Source organism: Prauserella rugosa, assembly GCF_000719975.1.
GTDB classification, from domain to species: domain Bacteria; phylum Actinomycetota; class Actinomycetes; order Mycobacteriales; family Pseudonocardiaceae; genus Prauserella; species Prauserella rugosa.
Window position 1 is genome coordinate 1 of sequence record NZ_JOIJ01000003.1, and the last position, 23290, is coordinate 23290.

Here is a 23290-nt window from a genome sequence, read left to right on the forward strand (position 1 = left end):
TGCCATCGCATCAACACGGGCATAGCAGGCGGAAGCGACCTCGGAGGGCAGCTCGGCGGTGAGTCGGGATTGCGCGTTGGGCCCGTGATCAAGCTCCACCCGCCGCCCAGCCCGGGCCATCCGAGCCCGCTCCGCCTGCCCACCCGGATCGACCTTCTCGACCAGTCGAGCCGCGTGCTGGGCCAAATTCCGAGGCTGCCACGACGTGGCGGGAGCCGAGGCGAGCTTGTCGCTCAACAACGCATCCACCTGCATCCGCCGAGACAAGTCGACGGCATTACGGATCCGCCTCTCCACCTCTAAAGGCGACACCCGAAGCGAAGGCGCCAACTCCTCAGCCAACCCCCGCCACTCCCCCTCATCAGAAACCAAAGAAGCAAGAAACACCATCTCGTCAGCATCAACCCGAGCCCGCCGAGACCGCACCGAGGCGGCGGTATCAGAAATTCCCCCAGAACCATTCACGCTTAAAACATTACCGAACACACTGGCGACCCACCATCACCCAATAGAGTCGCCCCCGGTAAGCGAAGCGCCATCCCGTCGACCTGGCCCCAAACCATCACGCTGCAGGCAGGGCGCAACAAACCACCCCAACGGAACACCCAAAACCCAACCTTGCGCCCTGCCTGCAGCGTGATAAACAAAAAGCCAGGTTCGACGGAATGGTGCGAAGCGGAAAAACGCCATCCCAGAGACCTGCCCAGCCGCCCCAATCACATCAGTCGATCACCGACTCAGAGATTTCCGGGACACGGGAAAGTCGAAATAGGTGTCGGGGTAGGGCTCGTCGGAGAGGGTGAAGTGCCACCATTCGACGGGGTAGTCGTCGAAGCCGGCGTCAGCCATGATGTCGCGGAGGAGGAAGCGGTTGTCGCGGACCTCGTCGGTGACGTCGGGGGATTCGGTGGCTGCGGTGTCGTCGAAGCAGTCGAAGCCGGTGCCCATGTCGATGGAGTTGTCGGGGAACCGTTCGTCGTGGGGTGCGAAGCATTCGGTGAGCGGTTCGCCGGGGACGTAGGGACGTTGGGGTGTGGCGGGCAGTTCGACGAGGGTGAGGTCGACGGTGCTGCCGCGGCTGTGCCCGGATTGTTCGGCGATGTATCCCTCGGGGAAGAGCCGGGACTTGTCGATGCGCGGGTAGAACTCGGCGCGCATGCGGTCGTTGCCGTCCTGCTGGGCCCAGCGGACGAAGTCGTCGACGGATCGCTGCGGGCGGAAGCAGTCGTAGACCTTGAGGGTGTAGCCGCGGGACAGGGCTGCCTGCTGGGCGCGGCGGAGGGCCTGGGCGGTCTCGTCGGTCAGCAGGCACAACGGTTCCTGGTAGCCGCGGACCGGCCTGCCGACGAAGTTGTGGTGGGTGACGTAACGGATGTCATGCAGGATCGTCGGGTCGACGTCACTGAGCGCGACGAACGACTCCGGAGCGCGATCGGCGTGCCGCTCCCCTACTGCGTCGCCACTCGTCCTGTCGCCGCTCGTACCGTCGCCGTTGATCCCGTCGGCCGCCGCCGTACCGGCGTGTGCCGCACCGAGTGCGACGACCGCGACAAGCCCGGACACGACCCGTTTCCACCGTGAAGTCACCGTCATGCGCGATTCTTAGCACCGCGGGTGCGGCCGGGCAAGACACCCGAATGCCGCAGAAGCTCCACTGTGGACCCCTCGCGGGACCTCTCGTGACGTACGCCGCGAATGAGACACAGGTCACCGAACTTCGCGTACCGCGAAACCGGCTGGCTCGCCAAACCGTCGGTGTGCCAACCTAGACTCATCCAGGAACGACGCCGCGGCCTTGTCGCGCCGTCGTTCGCCGTACGCCGTACGTTTGCCGCGTCGAACGGCGGGCATAGTTTCGACCTTCCGCGCGTTGGAGCCTCCAGGGCGTCGGGTCGACGCGCGCCCGCGGCCGCACCACAGCGCTCGTGGGGTCGGCACCGTTCACTCCGTTCACGAAGGGGGACCCATGACAGACACTGCCCACGCCGACGCACGGTCGGACGAACCTGGGCAGCATGATCGGAACACCGCGGAGCCGAAGGCGATGTTGCTGATCGGCATGCTGGTGGCGTCCGCCTTCGTCATGATCCTCAACGAGACGATCCTGAGCGTGGCGCTGCGCGACCTCAGCACCGAGCTGCACGTCGCGACGACGACCGCCCAGTGGTTGACCAGCGGCTTCCTGCTGACGATGGCGGTCATCATCCCGATCACCGGGTTCCTGCTGGAGCGCTACACGCCGCGGCAGGTGTTCCTGACGTCGTTGACGCTGTTCAGTACGGGCACGCTCGTGTCGGCACTGGCGCCGGTGTTCGCCGTACTGCTGGCCGGTCGCGTGATCCAGGCGTGCGGCACCGCGGTGATGATCCCGTTGCTCATGACGTCGGTCATGCGCCTCGTGCCCGAGGAACGCCGCGGTTCGACGATGGGCACCATCGGCATCGTGATCGCGGTCGCGCCCGCACTGGGCCCCACGATCGGCGGGGCGATCCTGTCCGGCCTGGGCTGGCGCTGGATGTTCTGGCTCGTGCTCCCGCTGTCGGTCGCGGCGCTGTTGATCGGTGCGAAGTGGTTGCAGCTGCACAGTGAGACACGCCGGGTGCCGTTGGACGTACTGTCGGTGATCCTGTCGGCGCTCGGGTTCGGCGGACTGCTCTACGGACTGTCGTCGATCGGCGAGAGTGGCGGCGGGGCACACCTCGTGCCGCCGTGGCTGCCGATCGTCGTCGGCGCCGCCGCCCTGGTGGTGTTCGTGCGCAGGCAGCTCTCCCTCCAGCGCGCCGACCGGGCGCTGCTCGACCTGCGTCCGTTCACGATCCGCGACTTCGTCGTCTCGCTCACGCTGACCGGCCTGTTGTTCATGTGCCTGCTCGGCGTGGCGTCGATCCTGCTGCCGCTGTACCTGCAGACCGTCATCGGCGCGTCGACGTTCGAGAGCGGCCTGGCCGTCCTGCCCGGTGGACTCGTGCTGGGCCTGCTCGGCCGTCCGGTCGGTGCGCTGTACGACCGGGTGGGGCCACGGCCGCTGGTGATTCCCGGGACGATCGCCATGGCGGGCGGTCTCTGGCTGTACACGACGCTCGGGCCCGATTCGTCCATGGTGACCGTGGTCGTCTACCACGTGATCATGATGACCGGCCTCGGCCTGATGATGACGCCGCTGATGACCCAGGCTCTCGGGTCACTGACCGAGCATCTGCACTCGCACGGCAGCGCCATTCTCGCGACCCTGCAGCAGGTGGCGGGCGCGTTCGGCACGGCGGTGTTCGTGACGGTCGCCGCGGTCGGCAGCGCGGCCGGCGCTCCCGGACCCGATTCCGACGGGCTGCGGGTCGCCTTCATGGTCGCCGGTGTCATCGGTCTGGCCGCCGTCGTGACGTCGCTGTTCCTCAGCAAGGAGAAGGCACACGCCGACGGTGGCGCTCCCGTCCACTGACCGCCGGTGCGGGGCGCGCGCAGGCGTGCCCCGCACCGCGGCGGCCGTTCCGGCGAGGCGGAGCCGTTCACGGCGTGAGCCGCGGGTTGCTCAGGCCAGTTCGAACCCGTGGTAGCCGGCGACCGCCACGCCGTCGCCGATCTGCTTGTACGTCCCCACCCCTCCGACGAACGGCATGAACACCCGTTGTTTGCCCGGGATGTTCGCGCCCATGTACCACGAGGCCGCCCGTGGCATGAGCGTCAGATCGCCGATGTCGTTCGTCGTGTTCACCCAGTTGTCCTCGGCCGCACGATCCGGTTCCATCCGGTGCAGCCCACGGGATCGCAGGTGTTCGAGCGCCCGCGTCACCCAGTCGACGTGGTACTCGATGGACGTCATCATGTTCGACAGCACCGACGGACTCTGCGGTCCGGTGATCATGAACAGGTTCGGGAATCCCTCCGTCATGAGACCGAGGTAGGTGCGCGGTCCCGCCTCCCACTTCTCCCGCAACGTCCGGCTGCCGTTGCGTACGTCCATCGCCAACAGCGCGCCGGTCATCGCGTCGAAGCCGGTCGCCATGATGATCACGTCGAACTCCCGCTCCGTCTCGCCCGAGCGAATTCCCCGTTCGGTGAACCGGTGGATCGGCTCCTGCCCGATGTCCACAAGCGACACCGTGGGCAGGTTGTAGACCTCGAAGTAGCCGGTGTCGACACACATGCGTTTCGCGCCGATCGGGTAGGACCGCGGGATGAGTTTCTCGGCGGTCTCCGGATCACGCACCTTCTCGCGGATGCGGTCGCGCACGTAGTCGGCGAGCGTCTCGTTGGCCTTCACGTCGAACAGCACGTCGCGGAACGCCTGCGTGAAGCACAACCCGCCGTCCGACCATCGCCGGTCCAGTTCCCTGGTCACGTCGGCGCCGTCGGTCTCGGCGTAGTAGCCCGCGCCCTCCTCGTCGCAGTGGAAGCCGAGCCGCGCGAGCCTGCTCTCCTCGCGGAACGCCGGATACGCCGGTTTCACCTGTTCCAGCCGCGGCGCCGCGGGGCCGTTGTGGGCGGGCACGGCGTACGACGGCGTCCGCTGATAGACGGTCAACGACCCCACGACGGGAGCGATCTCCGTGATCGTCTGCAACCCCGACGACCCGGTTCCGATCACCGCGACCCGCTTGCCTTCGAGGTCGACGCCGTCGTGCGGCCACCGCGACGTCCAGTACAGCTCGCCCGAGAAATCCGCCATCCCGTCGAACTCGGGCCGGGAGGGCACCGACAGGCATCCGGTGGCCGCGACGACGTACCGCGCGCTGCGCTGCCGGCCGTCGGCGCCGGTCACGATCCACCGTTCGGCCTCGTCGTCCCAGGCCAGGGATTCCACGGTGGTGCCGAACTCGATGTCGCGGCGCAGGTCGTAGCGGTCCGCGACGTGCCGGATGTACTCCAGGATCTCCGGTTGCGACGCGTACCGTTCGCTCCAGTTCCACTCCTGCTCCAGGGCTTCGTCGAACGAGTAGGAGTACTCGATCGACTCGATGTCGCATCGCGCACCCGGGTACCGGTTCCAGTACCACGTGCCGCCGACGTCGTCGCCGGCCTCGAGCACGCGCACGTCGTAGCCGAGCTCGCGGAGCCTGATCAGCTGGTACAACCCGGCGAAGCCCGCTCCGATGACGACGACGTCGTGGTCGACCCGTTCGGTCACTGCACTGCACCCACCTTTCCGTGTTCGGCGACGAACTCGTTGATGTGCCGCGACACCAGGCGGACACCGGCCTCGTAGCCGGGCAAGATGGCGGCCATCTGGAAGAAGGCGTGCATCTGGTCGGCGGCCTCCTCGAGCGCGACGGGGACGCCGGCCCGCTCGAGTGCGCGTGCGTAGGCGACGCCCTCGTCGTGCAGCGGGTCGTACCTGGCGACGTACACCAGCGCGGGTGGCAGTCCGGCGTGCTCGGCCGCCCGTAACGGTGAGGCCTCCGGCTTCGTGCGGGCCCGTTCGTCGGGTAGATAGTGGTTCCAGAACCAGCGCATCGTCTCCCTGTTCAGCAACAGCTGGTTCTCCGGGTCCACATAGGACGACGTGTCGAAGTCACAGTCGGTTACCGGGTAGACGAGTGCCTGGTAGTCGATGTCCGGTCCGCCGTGGTCACGAGCGCGCAGGGTCATCACCGCTGCGAGGTTTCCGCCCGCACTGTCGCCCGCCACGATCAGCGGCGCCCCCGGCGGTGCGATCTCGTCGGCGTGGGCTGCCGCCCATCGCAGTCCCGTGTAGCTGTCCTCGACGGCGGCCGGAAACGGGTGTTCCGGTGCCTTGCGGTAGTTGACGAGCACGACGGTGGACGAGGTCTCGGTCGCCAACCGGCGGCCGACGTGGTCGTACTGCAGATCGATGTCGCCGATCACCCACCCGCCGCCGTGGAAGTACACGATGACGGCCTGCGGCGTGCCGTGCGGTTCCAGTACGCGCACGCGGAACGTTCCGCCGTCCCCGCCGTCGAGCTTGACGTTGCGCACCCGGGCCACGTCCGGACCCGGCCCGCTCATGCCGGCGAAGATCGGGCCGCTCATCCGCGCGATCGCCGGCGTCGACTCGTGGATCGGGGGCGTCCCGGACTCGGCCAGCTGCGCGAGAAAGGCCTGCGACGCGGTGTCCAAAGGCATGGCTACTCCTCGGTGTCCTCGGTCAGCGGTGTCCACTCAGTGGTCGGTGTCCTCAGTGGTCGGAGTCGGAGAAGGTGATGATTCCGCGCAGGTTCTTGCCGTCGGCGAGGTCCTGGTACCCCTGGTTGATGTCCTCGAGTCGGTAGGTCGTCGACACGAGTTCGTCGAGTTTGAGGTGGCCCGCGCGGTACAGCTGCAGCAATTTCGGGATCTGCTCGCGTGGTCCGATGCCGCCGAAGATGGCTCCCTGCACCCGTTTCTGCATGAGGGTGAGTTCGAAGAGGTTCAGCTGGACGTCGAGATCACGGAAGTCGCCCATGCCGGTGACGACGACCTGGCCGCCCTTGGCGGTCATGCCCAGCGCCTGCTGGATGTGTTCGCCGCGGATCTCGCCGACGGTGATGACGACCAGCTCGGCGTTACGCCCCCACGTCAGGTCGGGCAGCTCCTCGGTGGCCTCCTCGACGGAGGCGTACGTGTGCGTGGCCCCGAAGTGCATCGCCATCTTGCGCTTGTACTCCACCGGGTCGACGGCGATCACGTGCCGCGCCCCGGCGAACGCGGCGCCCTGCACCGCGTTGATGCCGACCCCGCCGACGCCCATGACGACCACGGTGTCGCCGGGGCGCGTGTTGCCGATCTCCGTGGCCGATCCCCATCCCGTCGACACCCCGCACCCGAGCAGGGCGGCCTTGTCGAGCGGTACGTCCTTCTCGATCTTCACCACGGACGCCTGGTTGACCGTGACGTACGGCGAGAACGTGCCCAGCAGGCACATCTGCACCGCCGGACGACCACCGACGTGCACCCGGAACGTGCCGTCGGCGATCGACCTGCCCGTCAGCAGACCGGCACCCTCGTCGCACAGGTTCTGCAGCCCCGACGCGCACGCCGGGCACGTCCCGCACGCGGGGATGAACGCGAGCACGACGTGATCGCCCTCCTCCAGTCCGCGCACGCCGGGCCCCACCTTGGTGACCACCCCGGCACCTTCGTGTCCGCCCACGACGGGAAGGAACGCCGCGGGGCTGGCGCCCGAGACGAGGTGGGCATCGGAATGGCACAGACCCGACGCGGCGAGGCACACCTGCACCTCACCGGCCACCGGGTCGCCGAGATCGATGTCGGAGATCCGCCACGGGGCGCCGATCTCCTCGAGAACTGCCGCCTTCACCTTCATGCGATGCCTCCTGTGCGCCGATGAACAGGTGCGTCATCCGGTCCGGTGCGACCGCGAACCAGCCGGCCACAGCACTGTGACGCCGGTCACGGATCAACGTACGAGCACGGCGGCTCACCGCCATAGCGCCGTCGCGGCCACAACCCGACCGTTCCGGCCACCGTCCGGATCGGGGCAGCGGTGAACACGGACCGGGACATGCCGCGCGACCTGGGAGTCCGGACGTGTTGACGGCCGTGTCACGGCTCGGCGAAACTGGCCAGATGGAGTCCGGCGTCGCCGCCGACGCGGTCCCGCCGATCGCGGGACCGCCCGCCGCCACACGCCGCATGCCGGCCCCGGAGGACTCCAACCGCGTCATCGCCGCGATCGCCGACTCCTGGGACCACCCGCGCACGATGGTGGGGGTGTCGATCCTGCTCGACTGGGCGGCCGAGCACGGCTGCCCGCCCGGCGACCTCCTCCGCGGGTCACGGATCGACCCGGAACTGCTGCCCGATCCGGTCGAACTGATCGAGGCGCACCAGGAACTGACCGTCATCCGCAATCTGGTCGAGGCCTTCGACGACCGTCCGGGTCTCGGCGTCGAACTGGGCGCGCGATACCACCTGACCGCCTACGGACACTTCGGCTATCTGCTCGCCGCGTGCTCGTCGGTCCACGAGACCGTGCAGCAGGGCCTGCGCTATGCCCTGCTGACGTTCGCGTTCTCCACGATGACGGCCCACGTCGGCGACCACGGTGACTACGTGCTGGCGATGGAGGCCGATGACGTGCCACCGGATGTGCGGCGGTTCGCCGTCGAGCGGGACGTGGCCGCGACCGTGCAGATCCAACGCGAACTGTTCCCCGGTGCGCCTCGCGTGCCCCTGCGCGAGGTCCGGTTCGCCTTTCCCGCATGGGCCGCGGCGGCCCCGGCGGTGTATCACGACTACTTCCGGGTGCCCGTGTCGTTCGACCGGCCGCGCACCGAGCTCGTGTTCGACGCGTCCTATCTCGACCGGGTGCCGCCGATGGCGAACCGGCACACGGCGAAACTCATGGCTGCCCAATGCGAACGTCTCCGCGCGGAACGTCTACATCGGACCGGAGTCGCGGCGCGGGTGCGAGCGTTCCTGCTCGATCAGACCTCGCTCGACCTCAGCCTCGAAACGGTCGCCGACCGGCTGCACTACGCGCCGCGGACACTGCGGCGCCGACTGGAGAGCGAGGGCACCACGTTCCGGGCCGTGCTCGACGAGGTTCGCCGCGTCGTCGCCGAGAACCTCCTCCACGACCCGTCGATCCCCCGCTACGAGATCGCCCGCCGACTCGGATATCAGGAATGGTCGAGTTTCGCGCGGGCTCGGCGCCGCTGGGACAACCCGACCGCCACCCCGTGACCCCACCGGCCCCGCTTCGACGACGTCCCCACTTCAACGACGTCGACGGAGCGGCCCCGCCGTACAGGTCCACACCATGTCCTCAGGTGCGGCGCAGGTGCCGGAGTGCCGCGTCGACGAGGGGCCTGCGGGCTTCCTGACTCGCGCGGGCGATCTCCGCGGCCGCGTCGGCTCCGAAGCGGTCGGGTGAGCCTGCATCGAACGGCGGCGCGGGGTCGTACTCCAGACGCAGTTGGACCCGCCGTGCCGCCTCCTCGCCCGCGACCTCCGCGGCGAGTGCCAGTCCGAAGTCGATTCCCGCCGTGATACCGCCGCCGGTGATGACGTTGCCGTCGGCCACGATCCGTTCGCGTACCGGGACCGCCCCGAACTCGGCGAGCATCGGCAGCGACGCCCAGTGGCTCGTCGCCCGTCGTCCCGCGAGCAGGCCCGCCGCCGCGAGCACGAACGAGCCCGTGCACACCGAGGTGACCCAGCGTGCCCCTGCGGCCTGCGCGCGGACGAACTCCAGGACCACCTCGTCGGTGAGCACCTCGAAGGCGCCCTGCCCTCCGGGGACGAGCAGCAGGTCCGCCTGGGGCGCATCGTCGAAGCTCACCGTGGGCACGATCGACCAGCCGCCGTCGCACCGCACCGGGTCGGTCGTGCGCCACGCGAGCTGCAGCTCGACCTCCGGCAGCGACGACAACACCTGTGCGGGGCCGGTCAGGTCCAACTGCGTCAGGTTCGGCAACAGCAGGGCGACCGCCCGGAACGGGGGCGACGAATCGGTCATGTCCCCAGTCTGCACGGCCGGGAGGGCCGGCCCCGGTGCAGACGTCGGCACCCGGGGATCAGGGGTTCACCTGGACGGCGTAGTGTGCCATCTTGTCCGTACAGCTTATGCGTACAAGTACCGGTGCACGGTCGTGTGCCGGGGAGCCGACAAGGAGGCCGGCGTGAGCACACAGGAGACGTCGCGAGTTCCGCTGTTCGCCACGATGCAGCGGATCCCCGGTGGGTTGATGCTGATCCCGCTGATCCTCGGCGCGCTGATCGGGACGTTCGCGCCCGGCGCACTCGAGATCGGCAGCTTCACGACGGCATTGTTCTCCGACAGCGCGCTACCGCTGATCGCGTTGCTGATCTTCGCCACCGGTACCCAGGTCAGCGCGCGCACCGGTGGTCCGATCCTCGCGACCGCGGGCACGCTCCTGCTGACCAAGAGCCTCATCCCGGCCGGCCTGGCCGTGCTGCTCGGCCTGTTCGTCGGCATCGACGGCATCTTCGGCATCTCGCTGCTGGCGCTGCTCGCGGCGGTCGACAACAGCAACGGTGGCCTGTGGCTCGCCTTCACCGGTCAGTACGGCGACGAACGTGACCGCGGCGCCTACCTCGCCAGCGCCGTGAACGACGGTCCGTTCCTCACGCTGCTGTTCCTGGGCGCCTCCGGACTCGGCGACATCCCGTTGCTGGCCCTCGTCGGCGCGATCGTGCCGTTCCTGTTGGGCGTGCTCGTCGGCAACATCGACGCCCAGTGGCGCCGGATCGTGGCGCCCGTGCCGAACATCGTGATCCCGTTCTTCGCCTTCGCACTGGGCACCGACATCGATCTCGGCGACATCGTCACCGGTGGCGTCAGCGGCCTCGTGCTCGGCGTGATCGTCGCGCCGCTCACCGGCTTCTTCGTCTACCTCGGCTACCGTTTCCTGTTGCGCAGGGGCGCGATGTCCGGCATCGGTTTCGCCGCAGGCACCACCGCGGGCAACGCGATCGCCACCCCCGCGGTCGTCGCCGCGGCCGATCCGACGTTCCAGCAGTACGTCGGCACCGCCACGGCGCAGATCGCCGCCTCGGCACTCGTCACGGCGATCCTGGCGCCGATCATCGCGGCGTTCATGCTGAAGCGGTCCGGGGCACTCACCACGCAGAACCCGACCGAACCGGAGACACCGGCGGAGGCCACATGAGACCCGACACGGTGATCGTGGCCGACGACGTGACGGGAGCGGGCGACACGGCGGTGCAGTTCGCGCAGGAGGGCTGGACGGCCGAACTGCGCCTGCGCCGCGGTGCTGACGGGGACGCGCAGGTCGTCGCCGTCAGCACCGACTCGCGGGCCTGCTCCGAGGAGGACGCCGCGGCGCGGGTCCGGGCCGCCGTCGCCCAGACCCCGGGAACGCACGTGTTCAAGAAGATCGACTCGACACTGCGCGGGCCGATCAGGGCCGAGATCGAGGCACTGCTCGAGGCGTCCGATCCGGACGTGGTCGCCGTCGTGTGCCCCGCCTTCCCCGGCGTCGGCCGGACCATGACCGACGGCGTCCTGTACGTCGACGGCACGCCGGTCGGTGCGACGTCGGTCGGCCGTGACCCCGTCACGCCCGTCACCGAGAGCCACGTGCCCACCCTGCTCGGCGCCCCGTCGTTGCGGCTCGACCCCGACGAGGGACCTGCCGCGCACGCGGCCCGGCTCCGGAAAGCGGGCCGGATCGTGGTCGTCGACGCGGCCACCGACGCCGATCTCGACCGCATCGCACGGGCGGTGGACGAACTCGGCGACCGCGCGCTGCCGGTCGGCGCCGCGGGACTGGCCGGAGCACTCGCCCGGCTCCGGCGGCCCGAACGTCCCGCCCACGCCCCGCCGCCCCCAGCGGAGCCGGACCACCGGCAGGGCGCACCCGTGCTCGTGGTGGTCACGAGCCTGCACTCGGCGGCGCGCGGGCAGATCCGTGCGCTCGTCGACGACGGTGCCGAGCACCACGAGCCCGATCCGTCGGCAGTACTCGACGACGAGGCGTGGCGGGCCTTCGCCGACACGGTGACGGCCACGGCGCGTGCCGCCGACACGGCCGACACCATCGTGCTGAGCGCCCCCGAACGCGGCAGCGGCGCCGACGGCAATGTCCCACCCCATGTCCCACCCCATGTCCCGCCCGACCTCGTGGCCCACCGGCTCGCCGACGCGGCCGCCCACCTCATGCAGGCCCGCTGTCCCGCCGGGATCGTCGTCACCGGAGGGGACGGCGCCCGCGCGCTGCTCGAACGCCTCGAAGGCACCGGCATCCGGCTCGACACCGGCCACGCCGACGTCGGGCAGGGTGTGGCGGTCGGCTCCGTCGTCGGCGGATGGGCCGACCGGCTGCCCGTCGCGACGAAAGCCGGGGGCTTCGGCGAACCCGACGTGTTGATCAGGGCCGCACGCGCGGTCCGCAGGAAAAGGAGTACCCGTTGAACCAGTCGCAGGTGCCCACACTGGCCCTGACCCTCGGTGACGTGGCCGGCATCGGACCGGAGATCACCGCACGGACGCTGCTCGACCACGACGAGCTCCGCGGCCTCTGCCGCCCGGTGGTGGTCGGGGACGCCGACGCACTGCGCCGCGCCGTGACCGACGTGCTGGGCCGCGACGCCGGCGTGGTGCGCGTCGTCGACCGGCCTGCCGACGCGACGAACGAGCCCGGCACGATCGAGGTCGTCCAGGATGGACCGTCGCTCGCCCACGTGCCCTACGGCGAGCTCAGCGCCGACGCCGGCGACGGCGCAGCCCGGTTCGTGATGCGCGCGTGCGCGCTCGCGCGCTCGGGCGAGGTCGACGGCATCGTGACCGCACCGCTGAACAAGGCCGCCATGCACGCGGGCGGACACCAGTGGCCGGGGCACACCGAGCTGCTGGCGCACGAGTTCGGTGTCGACAACTTCAGCCTCGTGCTCTCGGCGGGTGAGCTGTATTTCTTCCACCTCACCACGCACGTGTCGCTGCGGGACGCGATCACCGGCGTCGACGCCGAGCGCACCGACAACGTCCTGCGGCTCGTCGGTTCGTTCGCCAGCGCACTGGGCAGGCCGGACGAGGCCATCGGAGTCGCGGGGCTCAACCCGCACGCGGGCGAGAACCGGCTCTTCGGCGACGAGGACGCCGATGTGCTGGCCCCGGCGGTGCAGCGCGCGCAGGACGCCGGCATCAACGCCGTCGGCCCGCTGCCCGCGGACGCGCTGATCCCGCAGGCCGTCAAGGGAAAGTGGAAGTTCGTCGTCGTCTGCTACCACGACCAGGGACACGCACCGTTCAAGGCGGTGTACGGCGACGACGGCGTGAACATCACCGTCGGCCTTCCCGTGGTGCGCGTGTCGGTCGACCACGGCACCGCGTTCGACATCGCCGGCACGGGCGCCGCCAGGGAGGCGAGTCTCGTACTGGCCACCCGCAGGGCCGCCGAGCTCGCTCCCGGATGGCACCAGGTGTGGGAGACGGCCAAGGCAGGCTCGGCCTCCTGAGGCCGGCCCGCTTCGTAGACTGCACCGTCATGGGCGTCGACCGCAGCACCCGCGCACCTCTGCACCAGCAGGTGGCGGACACGTTGCGCCAGGAGATCCTCGGCCACGACATCCCGCCGGGCGACGCACTGCCCAGCGAGGCCGCACTGTGCGAACGGTTCGGCGTCGCGCGCAGCGTCGTCCGGCAGGCCGTGTCCGGGCTGGCGTCCGACGGGCTGGTGATCCGCCGTCAGGGCAGGCCGACGATCGTGGCCCCGCCCGCGGAGTACCGCAGGTTGGTGCAGCGCGCGACGGGCATGTTCGAACAGTTCGCGCGACGGGGCCATGCGCTGCGCACCTCCGTGCGCGAGCTCGTGCCCGCGCGTCCCCCGTCGGCGGTTCGGGACTTCCTCGGGACCTCGAACGCACTGCGACTCGAACGCGTCCGCCTCGTCGACGGCGACCCACTGTCCTATGTGCGCACGTGGCTGCCCGCCGACCGTGTGCCAGGGCTCGAGGCCGACCACCTGACCGACGCCTCCCTGCACCGCCTGCTGACCCGCACGTACGGACTGCGCCCGATGCGCGGCAGGCGGCAGGTCCACGCCGTCGCGGCCGACGACAAGCTCGCCGCCGAGTTGCACACCGAACCGGGCGGGCCACTCCTGCTACTCGAAGGCGGCACGACCGATCAGGACGACCGGCCCCTCGAATGGTTCAGCGCGTGGCATCGCGCCGACCGGGTCGCCTTCGACATCGACGTCTCCGAGACGATGGAGACGCTGCGCCTCGACGCGCCCGGCAGAACCCCGGCCGACGGCACCGGCCGTGCCGATGTGGACGGCCAGGACCGCACGCCTCCGGACGGACCCGTCGACAGTGCCGCCGAGCTCGGCCCTGCCGATCTGGACCGTGCCCGCACCCTGCTCGCCGAGCTGAACCGTATCCTCGGCTGAGCCGACCCGACGCCGCGGCGCACGCCAGGGGACCGACGCGCGCGCGTTTCCGCCGAGCGGAACGACCGTTCGCTGTCACCCGTTCGTGGCCTCGCTTGACGCTCGATTTCACCTGGTGAGACACTTCTGCGGACGCATTCCTCCGACAGAAACGAAGCCGTGGCCGAGAGCAGTATCACATCGTCAGGCACGGGAACGGAGGCGGCCGCGCGCGTCGCGGACGTGCTCCTGCTGTTCACCGGCGGCCCCGAGTATCTGGGCGTCAGCACGATCAGCAGGCAGCTCGGCATCTCCAAGGCGGTCGTCTACCGCATCCTGCAGTCGCTCGTGTCCCGTGACGTACTGGCGACCGACCCGGGTGTGACGGGCTACCGGCTCGGACCCGCCGCCGTGGCACTCGGCGCGAGCGCACTCCGGCGGTTCGATGCCCGGTCGGCTGCCGCTCCCGTGCTGCGCAGGCTCAGGGACGAAACCGGCGAGACCACGACCCTGTCCGGGCTCGTCGGCGACGAACGCGTCTACCTGGAACAGTTCGAGAGCCGCGCCGAGATCAAGATGACCGTCGACATCGGCACGCGTTTTCCCCTGCACGCAGGCTCGTCCGGCAAGGCGATCCTCGCGCAGCTGCCCGCCTGGCGCCGGGATGCCGTCCTCTCCGGCGAGCTCTCCTCCCTCACCGACCGCACGGTCACCGACCGCGCGCTGCTGGCCGAACAGCTGGAGGCCATCGCAGCCGACGGGGTCGCCGTCTCCCTCGGCGAACGGCAGAGCGGTGCGGGCTCGGTCGCCGCGGCTCTGGTCACACCGGACGGGGAGGTGCAGGGCGCGATCAGTGTGTGCGGCCCCGAATACCGCTTCACCCCGGAGAAGATCGAGCGGTACCGCCATCTCGTCCGCGATGCGACCACCGAGATCATTCGCAACTGGACGAACGGTCCGAGCGGGGCGCACGCCGGCTGACGCGAGCCCCGCTCGTGGCGGTCAACGTCCGCGCGGGAGATAACGCCCCTGCGGCTTCCCCTGCACGGCGCCGTCGGCGAACACGTGGTGGCCGCGCACGAACGTGTCGGTCACCTTCGCCGTCATGGCGAAGCCCTCGAACGGGGTGTACTCCTGAGTGGACTCCGAGTCGGCCGCCCGCACGGTCCACGACACGTCCGGGTCGACGAGCGCGATGTCGGCGTCGTAGCCCTCGGCGATCGTGCCCTTGTTCACCAGGCCGTAGCGCCGCGCCGGGTTCCACGACGTCAGCTTCGCCACCCGCTGCGGTGACAGGCCCCGTTTGGCGCCCTCCCCGACCAGGCCCGGCAGCAGGTACTCCGCACCGCCGAAACCGGACTTGGCGACGAACACGTCGTCGCGGTCCTCGCCGAACTTCAGCTCGTCGCGGCAGCACGCGTGGTCACTGACCACCCAGTCCACCTCGTCGGCGAGCACGTGCCGCCACAGCGCCTCGACGTCCTCCCGCTCCCGCAGCGGCGGATTGACCTTGCCACCGATGCCGCTGGCGGTGTCCACATCGGCCAGCAGGTGGCCGACCGTGATCTCCCTGCGGAAGTCCACGTGCGGGAACGTCGTCGCCATGCGCAGCGCCGCGTCGAGCGCCTTCTCCGACGACAGGTGCAGCAGGTTGATGTTCGGCAGTCCCGTCTCGTGGGCCAGGTACGAGGCGATCGTCACCGCCAGGCCCTCCGAGTGCGGCGGGCGCGAACGGCTGTAGGCGCGCAGTCCGGACAGCGACGCGTCCTGTTCGACGAGCTTGGTGTAGGCCGTCATGATCTCGGCCGTCTCGCAGTGCAGCGACAGCGACAGGTGGTCGGCGTAGTCGGGCAGTGCCTCGCGGGCCGCCTGGATGCCGCGCATGACGAACTCGAAGTGCGCGAGATCGTAACGCTCCTCCGGCGGGATCATGAGGAAGTCGCTCTGGCTGGTCGACCGCCCGTGCAGGCCGTGACTGCCGTAGAACATGAAGATCTTGAACGAGGTGACGCCGTGTTCCTCGACCAGGTACGGGATCTCGTCGATGTGCTGCGACATCATCGGTGCCAGGTGGAACGCGTAGTCCACGTAGGCGTTCCCGGACGCGGCCGAGAGCACCTCGGGGAAGAACTCGCGGTACGGGCCGCCCTTGTTGAGGTAGTACTGCCCGGTGCGCATGTACGTCAGCGCGGTGGTCACGCCGCCCTGCGCGCTGGCCCGGCTCTCGGTGCGGGTGTCGGTGGACAACTCGTTGTAGATCCCCCAGTGCTGGTGCGCATCGACCACGCCCGGGAACGCCAGCAGTCCGCGCCCGTCGACGACGGTCGCAGCGTCCTCGCGCGACTGTCCACTGGCGACGCGCACGATCGTGCCGTCGTTGATCGCAATGTCGGTCGGTTCCGGTGCCGCCTCGTCCGCGTCGTCCGGGCGTACCACCCGGACGTTCGTGATCAGCAGTTCCGTCGTCGCCATCTGTCGTTCTCCTTACTCTGTGACGTGTTCCGCGTGCTCGCCCCCTGATCCACGCCGGGGCGAGGAAAGAGCGCTACTGCGAACGCCGCCCGGCCACGTCGTCGGCGGCCAGCCAGGCCAGGCCGAAGGCGGGCAGGAGCCCGTTGCCCGGCAGGTAACCGGCTGCGCCGTGGCCCGAGATGCCGGCCGCAGCGCCGCCCGCCGCGTACAGCCCCGGGATGGGCCGGTCGTCGGCGCGCACGACCGCGGCGTGCTCGTCGACCATCAAGCCGCCCTGGGTGTGGAACAGGGCGGGGACGACGCGGATCGCGGCGAGCCTGCCGGACAGCGGCCGCTCCCAGTGCGTCCTGCCGTGGGTGTCGCTCCGTTCGCCACGGGCGGCTGCGGCGCTCTCGGCGATTTCGGTGGCCAGTGCGTCGGCGGGAAGTCCGGTCGCCTCGGCCAGTTCCGCCGCGTCGGCGCCCCACACGAACGCGCCCGCCTCGACGTTGTCCTGGAAGTCGCGGAACGGCAGACACCGGTCGTAGGCGGTCTCGTCGAGCACGATCCAACCGGTCGAGCCGCGCCGTGCGGCCAGCGCGGCGGCGTACTCGGAGTAGCCGCGGGTCTCGTCGCCGAAGCGCATGCCGTCGAGGTCGACCAGGATGCCGCCGTGGATGATGCTCGCCCAGCCGACGAGCGTGCCCGATTTGGCACCCACCGCCCCGTGTCCCTGGTAGGCGTCGAGGAAGCCGGCTGCGGCACCGAGCGACGTGCCGATCCGCAGTGCGTCCCCGAGCGACCGGTCGCTGCCCTGGTAGAGCGCGTCGGCGATTTCCGGCAGGTGCTCGGCGACGAGCGTGCGGTCGGCGCCGAAGCCGTTGGTGGCCAGCAGCACCGCCCGCGTGGGGATCTCCTCCTCGGTGCCGTCCGGGTACGTCACGACGACCGCGCGAACGGCGCCGCCCGCGTCGTCGTCGAGCCGGACGTCGCTCAACCGCGCGGGAACGAGCAGCTCGATGTTCGGATGCGCGGTGACGGCACGGGCGAGATGGTCGATCACGCCGGAACCGTGCCTGCCGGGAATCGTGTGGCAGCGCGGTACGGCGTGACCGGGATAGTTGAAGTCGGTGACGAGTGACAACGGCAGTCCCGCGGAGTCGGCCAGCCACTCCACGAGTGGGGCGCTCACCTCGGCCAGGGTGCGGGCCAGGCGCGGCTCCGCGGCGCCCCCGGTCTTGGCCATGATGTCGGCGACGAACGTCTCCGGCGTGTCGTCGATGCCCGCCTCGGCCTGCCACCGTGATCCGGCGCCGGGGAACATCGCCGTGGACATCGACGTGTTGTTGCCGCGACGGAAGTGCTCGCTGGCCTCGACGACGAGCACGGACAACCCCTGCTCCGCCGCGCGCAGTGCGCCCGCGAGCCCGCCTCCCGCCCCGGCGACGACGAGATCGGGACCGGACGCGTCCGGCTGTGCGGTCATGCGCGCACTGCTCCTTCCACGGATTCGGCCGCACCGGCCGGCGTTTCGTCGACGGTCAGCAGCCGTAGCGCCACCGCCGTGGGATCGACGATGCGGGCGGCCAGTGCGGCCGGTTCGACGTCGACGGCCGAGCAGCCGTTGAGCACCGCGGTGGCTCCGCGCTCGGCGAGCCGGGCCACCGCCTCGCCGAGCGCGGCGTTCCAGGTGGCGGTGTCGGCGATCGCGTCGAACGGCAGGTCGAGCACCTCGACCCCCGCCGAGTGCGCCGTCAGGCCGTAGGCCGCCAGCCGCCGGGTGAGCTCGGCGCCGATCGCCTCGTTGCGCACGACCGCGCCGAACCGCTCACCCCGTGCCGCCAGATGCCCCGCGGAGAGCTTGAGCAGACCGTGGACCGGCACGTCGCCCCCGCCGACCGCGGCGGGCACCGCCGGGTCCAGCACGCAGTCCGGGAACGCGGCGTCCCACGCGCTGTCCGCACGTGCGTCGCGCAGCGCCACGGCAACGGCCTCCTCGGAGCGGCGCACCGCGGCGTCGGTGTCCAGGGAGGGTGGTGCACCGGCCCCGACGTCGCGCAGCACGACCTGCAGGCCCGGTGGCGACAACCGGTCGTAGCGCTCCTGCCGCCTGCGGATCTCCTCGTCCGGCAGGTGGATGGGGGTCACGGCGAACGCTCGCATCACGCTCGTTCCTCCTTCGGTGCCGCGCTGGGTGTTGCGGTGCCGTCCAGGCCACGCAGCGGCTCGCCGGTGGCGGCCAGCGTGGGCAGCTCGCGGCTGAACCGACGCAGCCGGGCGACGAAGTCCTCCTCGCCGGGAAGCCACTCGTGGAGCATGGCGACGACGGCGTCCTCGTCGAACGGGTGGTGCGCGGCGTCGCCCACCGGATTCGGCACCTCGCAGCGACGGGTGGTGCCGTCGGTGCCGCGTATCGTCACGCGGGTGGCCCGTTCCGCGGGCAGCCGGGCGGTGAGGTCGTCGGCGGCCACCACCGTGACGCGGCGGGCGAGCTGGCGGACGTCGGCGTCGTCGATACGGCCGGCGCGGTAGGTGTGAGGTCCGACGACACCGTCGAGCGCGGTCGCCGCGACGACGAACGGCGTGGAGAACATCGCGGACAACCGGTTGTCCCAGTCCACTCCGGACAGTCCCGCACCGAGCGCGTGGGTCTCGACGACGATCTCCTCGACCGCGCTCGGGTCGACGGGCTCGTCCCGCGCGAGTTCGAGGATCGCGTCGGCGGCCGGGTGCGTGAACGAGCACGAGGCGTGCCGTTTGAAGTAGCCCTCGGTGATGTGCCAGCGCGTGCCGAGGTCCTCGGTCAGGGCCCGCGGGTCGAACTCGCCGAGCAGTGCGCCGAGCGACAGCTCCGCCGTGCCGGTGTTGCGTGCCAGGCCCGCGGCAGCCATCCGCGCGGCGGCCAGACCTGCGGTGTTGGCCGCGCCCACCCACGCGTCCCGTACCGGGTTCCCGGTCGTCGCCGAGTCGAAGTGGCCCGCGATCGGCATGCCGGCACCCGTGTCGACGGCCGCGGCACACGCCTGCGGTCCCAGTCCCAGCAACCGGGCGCACCCGGCCGCGGCACCGGCCACGCCCCAGTTGCCGTGGGGATGCCCGCCGGGACGCAGGCTCGTGGCCCTGCCGAACCGGGCCGCCACCTCGTAGGCAACCAGCAGCGCCGCGGCGGTGTCGGCACCCGAGGCATCCCGCGCGGCCGCCAGCGCCAGGACCGCGGGGAACCCATGGACGGCCGGGTGGCCCTTGGCGTACTTGTTGCCCTCGTCGAGTTCGAGACACGCCATTGCGACGGCGGTCAGCCAGGCCGCGGCGTCGGCCGGTGCCGTCCGCCCGGTGCCGAACAGCGGCGCGGGCCCGACCGGCAGCTCCCACGCCCGTCGCAGGGCACGCTGTTCGGGCAGCCCCGCACCGACCGCGGCCACCCCGACAACGTCGAGCGTCACGAGACCCAGGCGCTCGAGCACCTCGGGCGGAACGTCGGCGGCGTCCACCCCGGACGCCCACGCGCCGAGTTCCTCCGTCGCCGCCTGCGCCGACCTCTGCCCCATCACAACCCCAGATACGCCTTGCGGACGCGTTCGTCGTCGGCCAGCTCGGCTCCCCCGCCGGAGAGCACCACCGACCCGCTCTCCATCACGTACGCCCGGTCGGCGATCGCGAGTGCCTGCTTGGCGTTCTGCTCGACGAGCAGCACCGACACGCCGGTGTCGCGGATCTCGCGGACCGCATCGAGCATCGTCCACGTCAGCTTCGGCGACAACCCCGTCGACGGTTCGTCCAGCAGCAGGAGCCGGGGCCCGGCCATCAACGCCCTGCCGATCGCGAGCATCTGCTGCTGGCCACCGCTGAAGGTCTGCGCCACCTGGTCCCGCCGTTCGGCCAGGATCGGGAACAACTCGTACACCTGCTCGAGGCGCGTGCGCGCCGCGTCGGCCGACGCGGTCCAGGCGCCCATCCGCAGGTTCTCCTCGACCGTGAGGGTGCCGAACAGCGCACGGTCCTCCGGCACGTGGACGAGGCCGTCCCGCACCAGGACGTCGGGCCTGCGGCCCGCCGTGTCGGCACCGTCGAAGGTGATGCGGCCCGACTGCGGGGCGAGCTGGCCGCAGATGCCGCGCAGCGTCGTCGTCTTGCCCGCACCGTTGGCACCGACCAGGGCCACGAGTTCGCCGGCGCCGACGTGCAGATCGACCTCGTGCAGGATCCGCATGCGGCCGTACCCTGCGCAGAGCTTCTCAAGCGTCAGCATGGGTGGTCGGCTCCTCCCCGAGGTAGGCGTCGATCACGCGCGGGTCCGCCGTGACCTCGTCGGGCGTACCGGTCGCCAGCACCGCGCCCTGGTCGAGCACGACGACCCGGTCGGACAGGCGCATCACCGCCGCCATGATGTGCTCGATGAACACGAGCGTCGTGCCGTCGCGTTCGCGCAGCTCGGCCAACAGGTCCAGCACCGGTTCGCGTTCCGCGGGAAGCAGGCCCGCGAGCACCTCGTCGAGCAGGAGCACCCGCGGGCCCGCCGCGAGAGCCCTGGCCAGTTCGAGGCGTTTCAGGCCCGCGGTCGGCAGTTCGGTCGCGGGCCGGTGCGCCCACTCGGCAAGGCCCACCCGGTCGACCACGTCCATCGCGTGCCCGCGCAGCCGGGCCGCACCACGGGTGTGGTGCTGCGCGGCGAGACTCACGTTCTCGGCGACGGACATCGACGCGAACGGGCGCATGAGCTGGAACGTGCGCACCATTCCGGCGCGGGCGAGCACCTCCGGCCGGCGTCCGGTGACGTCGTCCCCGGCGAAGCGCACCCTTCCGCTGTCGGGTTTGAGCGCCCCACAGATGACGTTGAACAGGGTCGTCTTGCCCGCTCCGTTCGGCCCGATCACGCCCACGATCTCCCCTTCGGAGACCGACATATCCACATCGGACAGTGCGCGCAGGCCGCGGAACTGTTTTCCCACACCGGCCAGTTCGAGCAGGCTCATCGCCGCCGCCTTTCCGAGATCTTGCCGGCGAGTGTCCCGAAGATCCCCTTGGGCATCAGCCGGACGATCAGGATCAGCATGACGGCGTAGAGGATCACGTCGAGACCGCTCCTGCCCTGCAGGAATCCGAGGAACTCCGGCGGGGTCGCCAACAGGGTGGCGGTGACGTCCGACAGCGAACCGACGATCACCGCGCCGACCACCGGACCCCAGATCGTGCCGATACCGCCGATCACGGCGGTGACGATCGCCTCGATCGAGACCGACGAGCCGAAGGCCAACTGGGGATCGATGAACAGGTAGTACTGCGTGTAGAAGGCACCGGCGATGGCGGTGATCGCCGCCGACAGCGCCACGGTGAGCAGCTTGTGGCGCATCACGGGTGCACCGACCGAGGCCGCGGCCAGTTCGTCGTCCCTGATCGCCACGACGTACCGGCCCGCGTGGGAGTGCCGGAACAGGATGCTCACCGCGACCGCCAGCCCCGCCAGCACCAGCGCGATCCAGAAGTAGGCGGGCGATCCGGCGGGGAACTGCAGTTGCCACACCGACGAACCCTGGATCAGCGGCACCTGGTAGCCGACGGCGCCGTTGACGGCGTCGGTGCTGGTGGTGACGAGCCGCAGCATCTCGGCGAAGGCGAACGTCGCCAGCGCGAAGTAGGCACCTTTGAGGTTGTAGCGGAAGGAGAAGTAGCCGATGACCATGGCGACCGCGGCCGCCACCGCCATGCCGGCCGCCATGCCGACCCACGGCGAGACGCCGTGTTCGACGAGCAGGTACGCGCTCGTGTAGGCACCGAGTCCGAAGTAGGCGGCGTGGCCGAAACTGAACAGCCCACCGAAGCCGCTCATGATGTTCCAGCCGACCGCCATGATCAGGAAGATCAGGATCCGCACCGCCACGGCGCCCTGCGCGGGCGGCAGGATCAGCGGCAGCGGGATCGCCAGCAGGACCAGGACCGCGAGAATCAGCAACTGGCGGTTCTGGGGCCGCAGCGGCGGAGCCGTTCCCGCCTGCGCGGCCGTGGCGCGGGTCGCGCCCGCGGCACCGGTCGTGGCGGTGTCGGTCATGTTCGCCTCCCGAACAATCCTTGCGGCCGGAGGAACAGCACGAGCACGAACACCACGAACACGCCGAGCAGGGAGCCCTGACCGTCGAGGTAGATCGTGGTGAGCTGCTCGACCAGCCCGATCAGCAGACCGCCCACGAGCGCGCCCACCACATTGCCCATGCCGCCGAGCACCACGACCACGAACGCGGTGATGTTGAACTGCTCCCCCAGCGTCGGTGTCACCGACAGCAGGGGCACGGCCAGTGCCGCGGCGGCACCGGCACAGGCGGCACCGATCGCGAACGTCAGCGTGTGGATACGGCGGACGTTGATGCCCACGAGTTCGGCTCCGGGACCGTTGGAGGCCACGGCGCGCACCGCGGTACCGAGCCGCGTGTGCTGCAGCATCCAGTAGAGCAGCAGGCCGAGTGCGATCGCACCGAGGAACGCGTACAACCGGGATCCCGAGACCACCGCACCGAAGACGCCGAACTGGGTCTCGCCTGGCAGGGTCACGTTCTTCGGCTCGGCGCCGAAGAACATCAGCAGGCCGTTCTCGAGCAGCAGCGAAAGCCCGAGGGTGATGAGGAGCTGATTCTCGAGCGTCGCCCCTCCCGAACCGGACAGCAGTCCACGGTGGACGGCGGCACCAACGAGGAACAGGGCCGGGACCGTGACGAGCATCGTCAGGTACGGATGCAGTCCCGTGGCCTGGACGACGCCGAAGGAGATGAACATCGCCACGGCCAGCATCGCACCGTGGGCGAAGTTCACGATGTCGAGGACACCGAAGATGAGCGTCAGGCCCATCGCGATGAGTCCGTAGAGCCCGCCGGTCAGCAGCCCGGTGACCACGGACTGCCACACGACGATGCCGCTGCCCGACTTCAGGAGTGCGAACACCACGGCCGCCGCGACGAGCACACCGACCATGCCGGCGCGTTTGAGCACGGCCAGGTTGACCGAGGCCCGCGGTTCGCTGTCGATCGTCGCCGTCATCG

The 23290-nt window shown here is 70.3% G+C and carries 20 protein-coding genes and 1 pseudogene; 7 read left to right on the forward strand and 14 right to left on the reverse strand.

The window, feature by feature from the left end; translation table 11 throughout:
• Both IF64_RS27615 and IF64_RS0105040 read right to left on the reverse strand, forming a co-directional pair.
• Positions 1–390: pseudogene (locus IF64_RS27615) on the reverse strand (hypothetical protein); the annotation flags it as partial.
• A 339-nt stretch (positions 391–729) separates the two neighbouring features.
• Positions 730–1593: a M15 family metallopeptidase gene (locus IF64_RS0105040; protein ID WP_036875808.1), complete on the reverse strand. Its 864-nt coding sequence runs from the start codon at positions 1591–1593 to the stop codon at positions 730–732.
• Between the two features lie 373 nt (positions 1594–1966).
• Between IF64_RS0105040 and IF64_RS0105045 the strand changes: the two genes are divergently transcribed.
• A complete protein-coding gene (locus tag IF64_RS0105045; protein WP_030530823.1) occupies positions 1967–3436 on the forward strand; it encodes an MDR family MFS transporter in 1470 nt (489 codons plus the stop codon).
• A 90-nt stretch (positions 3437–3526) separates the two neighbouring features.
• On the opposite strand, the gene IF64_RS0105050 is transcribed toward IF64_RS0105045, so the two are convergent.
• The 3 genes from IF64_RS0105050 to IF64_RS0105060 are packed head-to-tail and all read right to left on the reverse strand — an operon-like array spanning position 3527 to position 7258.
• Entirely contained in the window at positions 3527–5122 is a 1596-nt protein-coding gene (locus tag IF64_RS0105050) for a flavin-containing monooxygenase (RefSeq protein ID WP_030530824.1), read from the reverse strand.
• Positions 5119–6078: an alpha/beta hydrolase gene (locus IF64_RS0105055; protein ID WP_030530825.1), complete on the reverse strand. Its 960-nt coding sequence runs from the start codon at positions 6076–6078 to the stop codon at positions 5119–5121. Before IF64_RS0105055 ends, IF64_RS0105050 begins: the two co-directional genes overlap by 4 nt.
• Before the next feature lie 52 nt (positions 6079–6130).
• The gene (locus IF64_RS0105060; RefSeq protein WP_030530826.1) at positions 6131–7258 is read right to left on the reverse strand and encodes an NDMA-dependent alcohol dehydrogenase; all 1128 of its coding nucleotides are present in this window, start codon (positions 7256–7258) and stop codon (positions 6131–6133) included.
• Positions 7259–7521: 263 nt separating this feature from the next.
• Here IF64_RS0105060 and IF64_RS0105065 point away from each other — a divergent pair, with 263 nt between their 5' ends.
• Positions 7522–8640 carry an AraC family transcriptional regulator gene (locus IF64_RS0105065; protein ID WP_084705665.1) on the forward strand — a complete coding sequence of 373 codons (1119 nt, stop codon included), beginning with the start codon at positions 7522–7524 and terminating at the stop codon, positions 8638–8640.
• Between the two features lie 82 nt (positions 8641–8722).
• On the opposite strand, the gene IF64_RS0105070 is transcribed toward IF64_RS0105065, so the two are convergent.
• Positions 8723–9415 carry a DJ-1/PfpI family protein gene (locus IF64_RS0105070; protein ID WP_048808123.1) on the reverse strand — a complete coding sequence of 231 codons (693 nt, stop codon included), beginning with the start codon at positions 9413–9415 and terminating at the stop codon, positions 8723–8725.
• A 163-nt stretch (positions 9416–9578) separates the two neighbouring features.
• Here IF64_RS0105070 and IF64_RS0105075 point away from each other — a divergent pair, with 163 nt between their 5' ends.
• The 5 genes from IF64_RS0105075 (at position 9579) to IF64_RS0105095 (ending at position 14792) form a co-directional block, all read left to right on the forward strand.
• Positions 9579–10589, forward strand: a complete 1011-nt coding sequence (locus IF64_RS0105075) for a 2-keto-3-deoxygluconate permease (RefSeq protein ID WP_030530829.1) — start codon at positions 9579–9581, stop codon at positions 10587–10589.
• On the forward strand, positions 10586–11854 hold the full coding sequence (locus IF64_RS0105080; protein WP_030530830.1) for a four-carbon acid sugar kinase family protein: 1269 nt from the start codon (positions 10586–10588) through the stop codon (positions 11852–11854). Before IF64_RS0105075 ends, IF64_RS0105080 begins: the two co-directional genes overlap by 4 nt.
• Entirely contained in the window at positions 11851–12897 is a 1047-nt protein-coding gene (pdxA, locus tag IF64_RS0105085; RefSeq protein WP_030530831.1) for a 4-hydroxythreonine-4-phosphate dehydrogenase PdxA, read from the forward strand. The genes IF64_RS0105080 and pdxA overlap by 4 nt, the downstream gene beginning before the upstream one ends.
• 29 nt (positions 12898–12926) lie before the next feature.
• Positions 12927–13832, forward strand: coding sequence for a GntR family transcriptional regulator (locus IF64_RS0105090; protein ID WP_030530832.1), 906 nt, complete (start codon positions 12927–12929; stop codon positions 13830–13832).
• 159 nt (positions 13833–13991) lie between these two features.
• Positions 13992–14792 (forward strand): IclR family transcriptional regulator, encoded by an 801-nt coding sequence (locus tag IF64_RS0105095; protein WP_030530833.1) that lies wholly within the window; start codon positions 13992–13994, stop codon positions 14790–14792.
• 21 nt (positions 14793–14813) lie between these two features.
• Here the strand turns inward: IF64_RS0105095 and IF64_RS0105100 are convergent, their stop codons facing one another.
• The 8 genes from IF64_RS0105100 to IF64_RS0105135 form a co-directional block, all read right to left on the reverse strand.
• The gene (locus IF64_RS0105100; RefSeq protein WP_030530834.1) at positions 14814–16283 is read right to left on the reverse strand and encodes a dihydroorotase; all 1470 of its coding nucleotides are present in this window, start codon (positions 16281–16283) and stop codon (positions 14814–14816) included.
• Between the two features lie 73 nt (positions 16284–16356).
• On the reverse strand, positions 16357–17748 hold the full coding sequence (locus IF64_RS0105105) for an FAD-dependent oxidoreductase (RefSeq protein ID WP_030530835.1): 1392 nt from the start codon (positions 17746–17748) through the stop codon (positions 16357–16359).
• Positions 17745–18425, reverse strand: coding sequence for an aspartate/glutamate racemase family protein (locus tag IF64_RS0105110; protein WP_051757490.1), 681 nt, complete (start codon positions 18423–18425; stop codon positions 17745–17747). Before IF64_RS0105110 ends, IF64_RS0105105 begins: the two co-directional genes overlap by 4 nt.
• Entirely contained in the window at positions 18425–19810 is a 1386-nt protein-coding gene (locus tag IF64_RS0105115) for an MmgE/PrpD family protein (RefSeq protein ID WP_051757491.1), read from the reverse strand. Before IF64_RS0105115 ends, IF64_RS0105110 begins: the two co-directional genes overlap by 1 nt.
• Positions 19810–20511, reverse strand: a complete 702-nt coding sequence (locus IF64_RS0105120; protein WP_030530838.1) for an ABC transporter ATP-binding protein — start codon at positions 20509–20511, stop codon at positions 19810–19812. Before IF64_RS0105120 ends, IF64_RS0105115 begins: the two co-directional genes overlap by 1 nt.
• Positions 20498–21235, reverse strand: coding sequence for an ABC transporter ATP-binding protein (locus IF64_RS0105125; RefSeq protein ID WP_030530839.1), 738 nt, complete (start codon positions 21233–21235; stop codon positions 20498–20500). Before IF64_RS0105125 ends, IF64_RS0105120 begins: the two co-directional genes overlap by 14 nt.
• A complete protein-coding gene (locus IF64_RS0105130) occupies positions 21232–22308 on the reverse strand; it encodes a branched-chain amino acid ABC transporter permease (protein ID WP_084705666.1) in 1077 nt (358 codons plus the stop codon). The genes IF64_RS0105125 and IF64_RS0105130 overlap by 4 nt, the downstream gene beginning before the upstream one ends.
• Positions 22305–23288, reverse strand: a complete 984-nt coding sequence (locus IF64_RS0105135) for a branched-chain amino acid ABC transporter permease (RefSeq protein WP_051757523.1) — start codon at positions 23286–23288, stop codon at positions 22305–22307. The genes IF64_RS0105130 and IF64_RS0105135 overlap by 4 nt, the downstream gene beginning before the upstream one ends.
• Positions 23289–23290: the final 2 nt, after the last annotated feature.

Coding starts and splice junctions, on each gene's coding strand:
- IF64_RS0105055 (WP_030530825.1), bottom strand. CDS start 6,078: ATGCCTTTGGACACCGCGTCGCAGGCCTTTCTCGCGCAGCTGGCCGAG.
- IF64_RS0105115 (WP_051757491.1), bottom strand. CDS start 19,810: ATGGGGCAGAGGTCGGCGCAGGCGGCGACGGAGGAACTCGGCGCGTGG.
- IF64_RS0105080 (WP_030530830.1), top strand. CDS start 10,586: ATGAGACCCGACACGGTGATCGTGGCCGACGACGTGACGGGAGCGGGC.
- IF64_RS0105065 (WP_084705665.1), top strand. CDS start 7,522: ATGGAGTCCGGCGTCGCCGCCGACGCGGTCCCGCCGATCGCGGGACCG.
- IF64_RS0105045 (WP_030530823.1), top strand. CDS start 1,967: ATGACAGACACTGCCCACGCCGACGCACGGTCGGACGAACCTGGGCAG.
- IF64_RS0105120 (WP_030530838.1), bottom strand. CDS start 20,511: ATGCTGACGCTTGAGAAGCTCTGCGCAGGGTACGGCCGCATGCGGATC.
- IF64_RS0105070 (WP_048808123.1), bottom strand. CDS start 9,415: ATGACCGATTCGTCGCCCCCGTTCCGGGCGGTCGCCCTGCTGTTGCCG.
- IF64_RS0105110 (WP_051757490.1), bottom strand. CDS start 18,425: ATGCGAGCGTTCGCCGTGACCCCCATCCACCTGCCGGACGAGGAGATC.
- IF64_RS0105100 (WP_030530834.1), bottom strand. CDS start 16,283: ATGGCGACGACGGAACTGCTGATCACGAACGTCCGGGTGGTACGCCCG.
- IF64_RS0105135 (WP_051757523.1), bottom strand. CDS start 23,288: ATGACGGCGACGATCGACAGCGAACCGCGGGCCTCGGTCAACCTGGCC.
- IF64_RS0105130 (WP_084705666.1), bottom strand. CDS start 22,308: ATGACCGACACCGCCACGACCGGTGCCGCGGGCGCGACCCGCGCCACG.
- IF64_RS0105105 (WP_030530835.1), bottom strand. CDS start 17,748: ATGACCGCACAGCCGGACGCGTCCGGTCCCGATCTCGTCGTCGCCGGG.
- IF64_RS0105040 (WP_036875808.1), bottom strand. CDS start 1,593: ATGACGGTGACTTCACGGTGGAAACGGGTCGTGTCCGGGCTTGTCGCG.
- IF64_RS0105060 (WP_030530826.1), bottom strand. CDS start 7,258: ATGAAGGTGAAGGCGGCAGTTCTCGAGGAGATCGGCGCCCCGTGGCGG.
- IF64_RS0105090 (WP_030530832.1), top strand. CDS start 12,927: ATGGGCGTCGACCGCAGCACCCGCGCACCTCTGCACCAGCAGGTGGCG.
- IF64_RS0105125 (WP_030530839.1), bottom strand. CDS start 21,235: ATGAGCCTGCTCGAACTGGCCGGTGTGGGAAAACAGTTCCGCGGCCTG.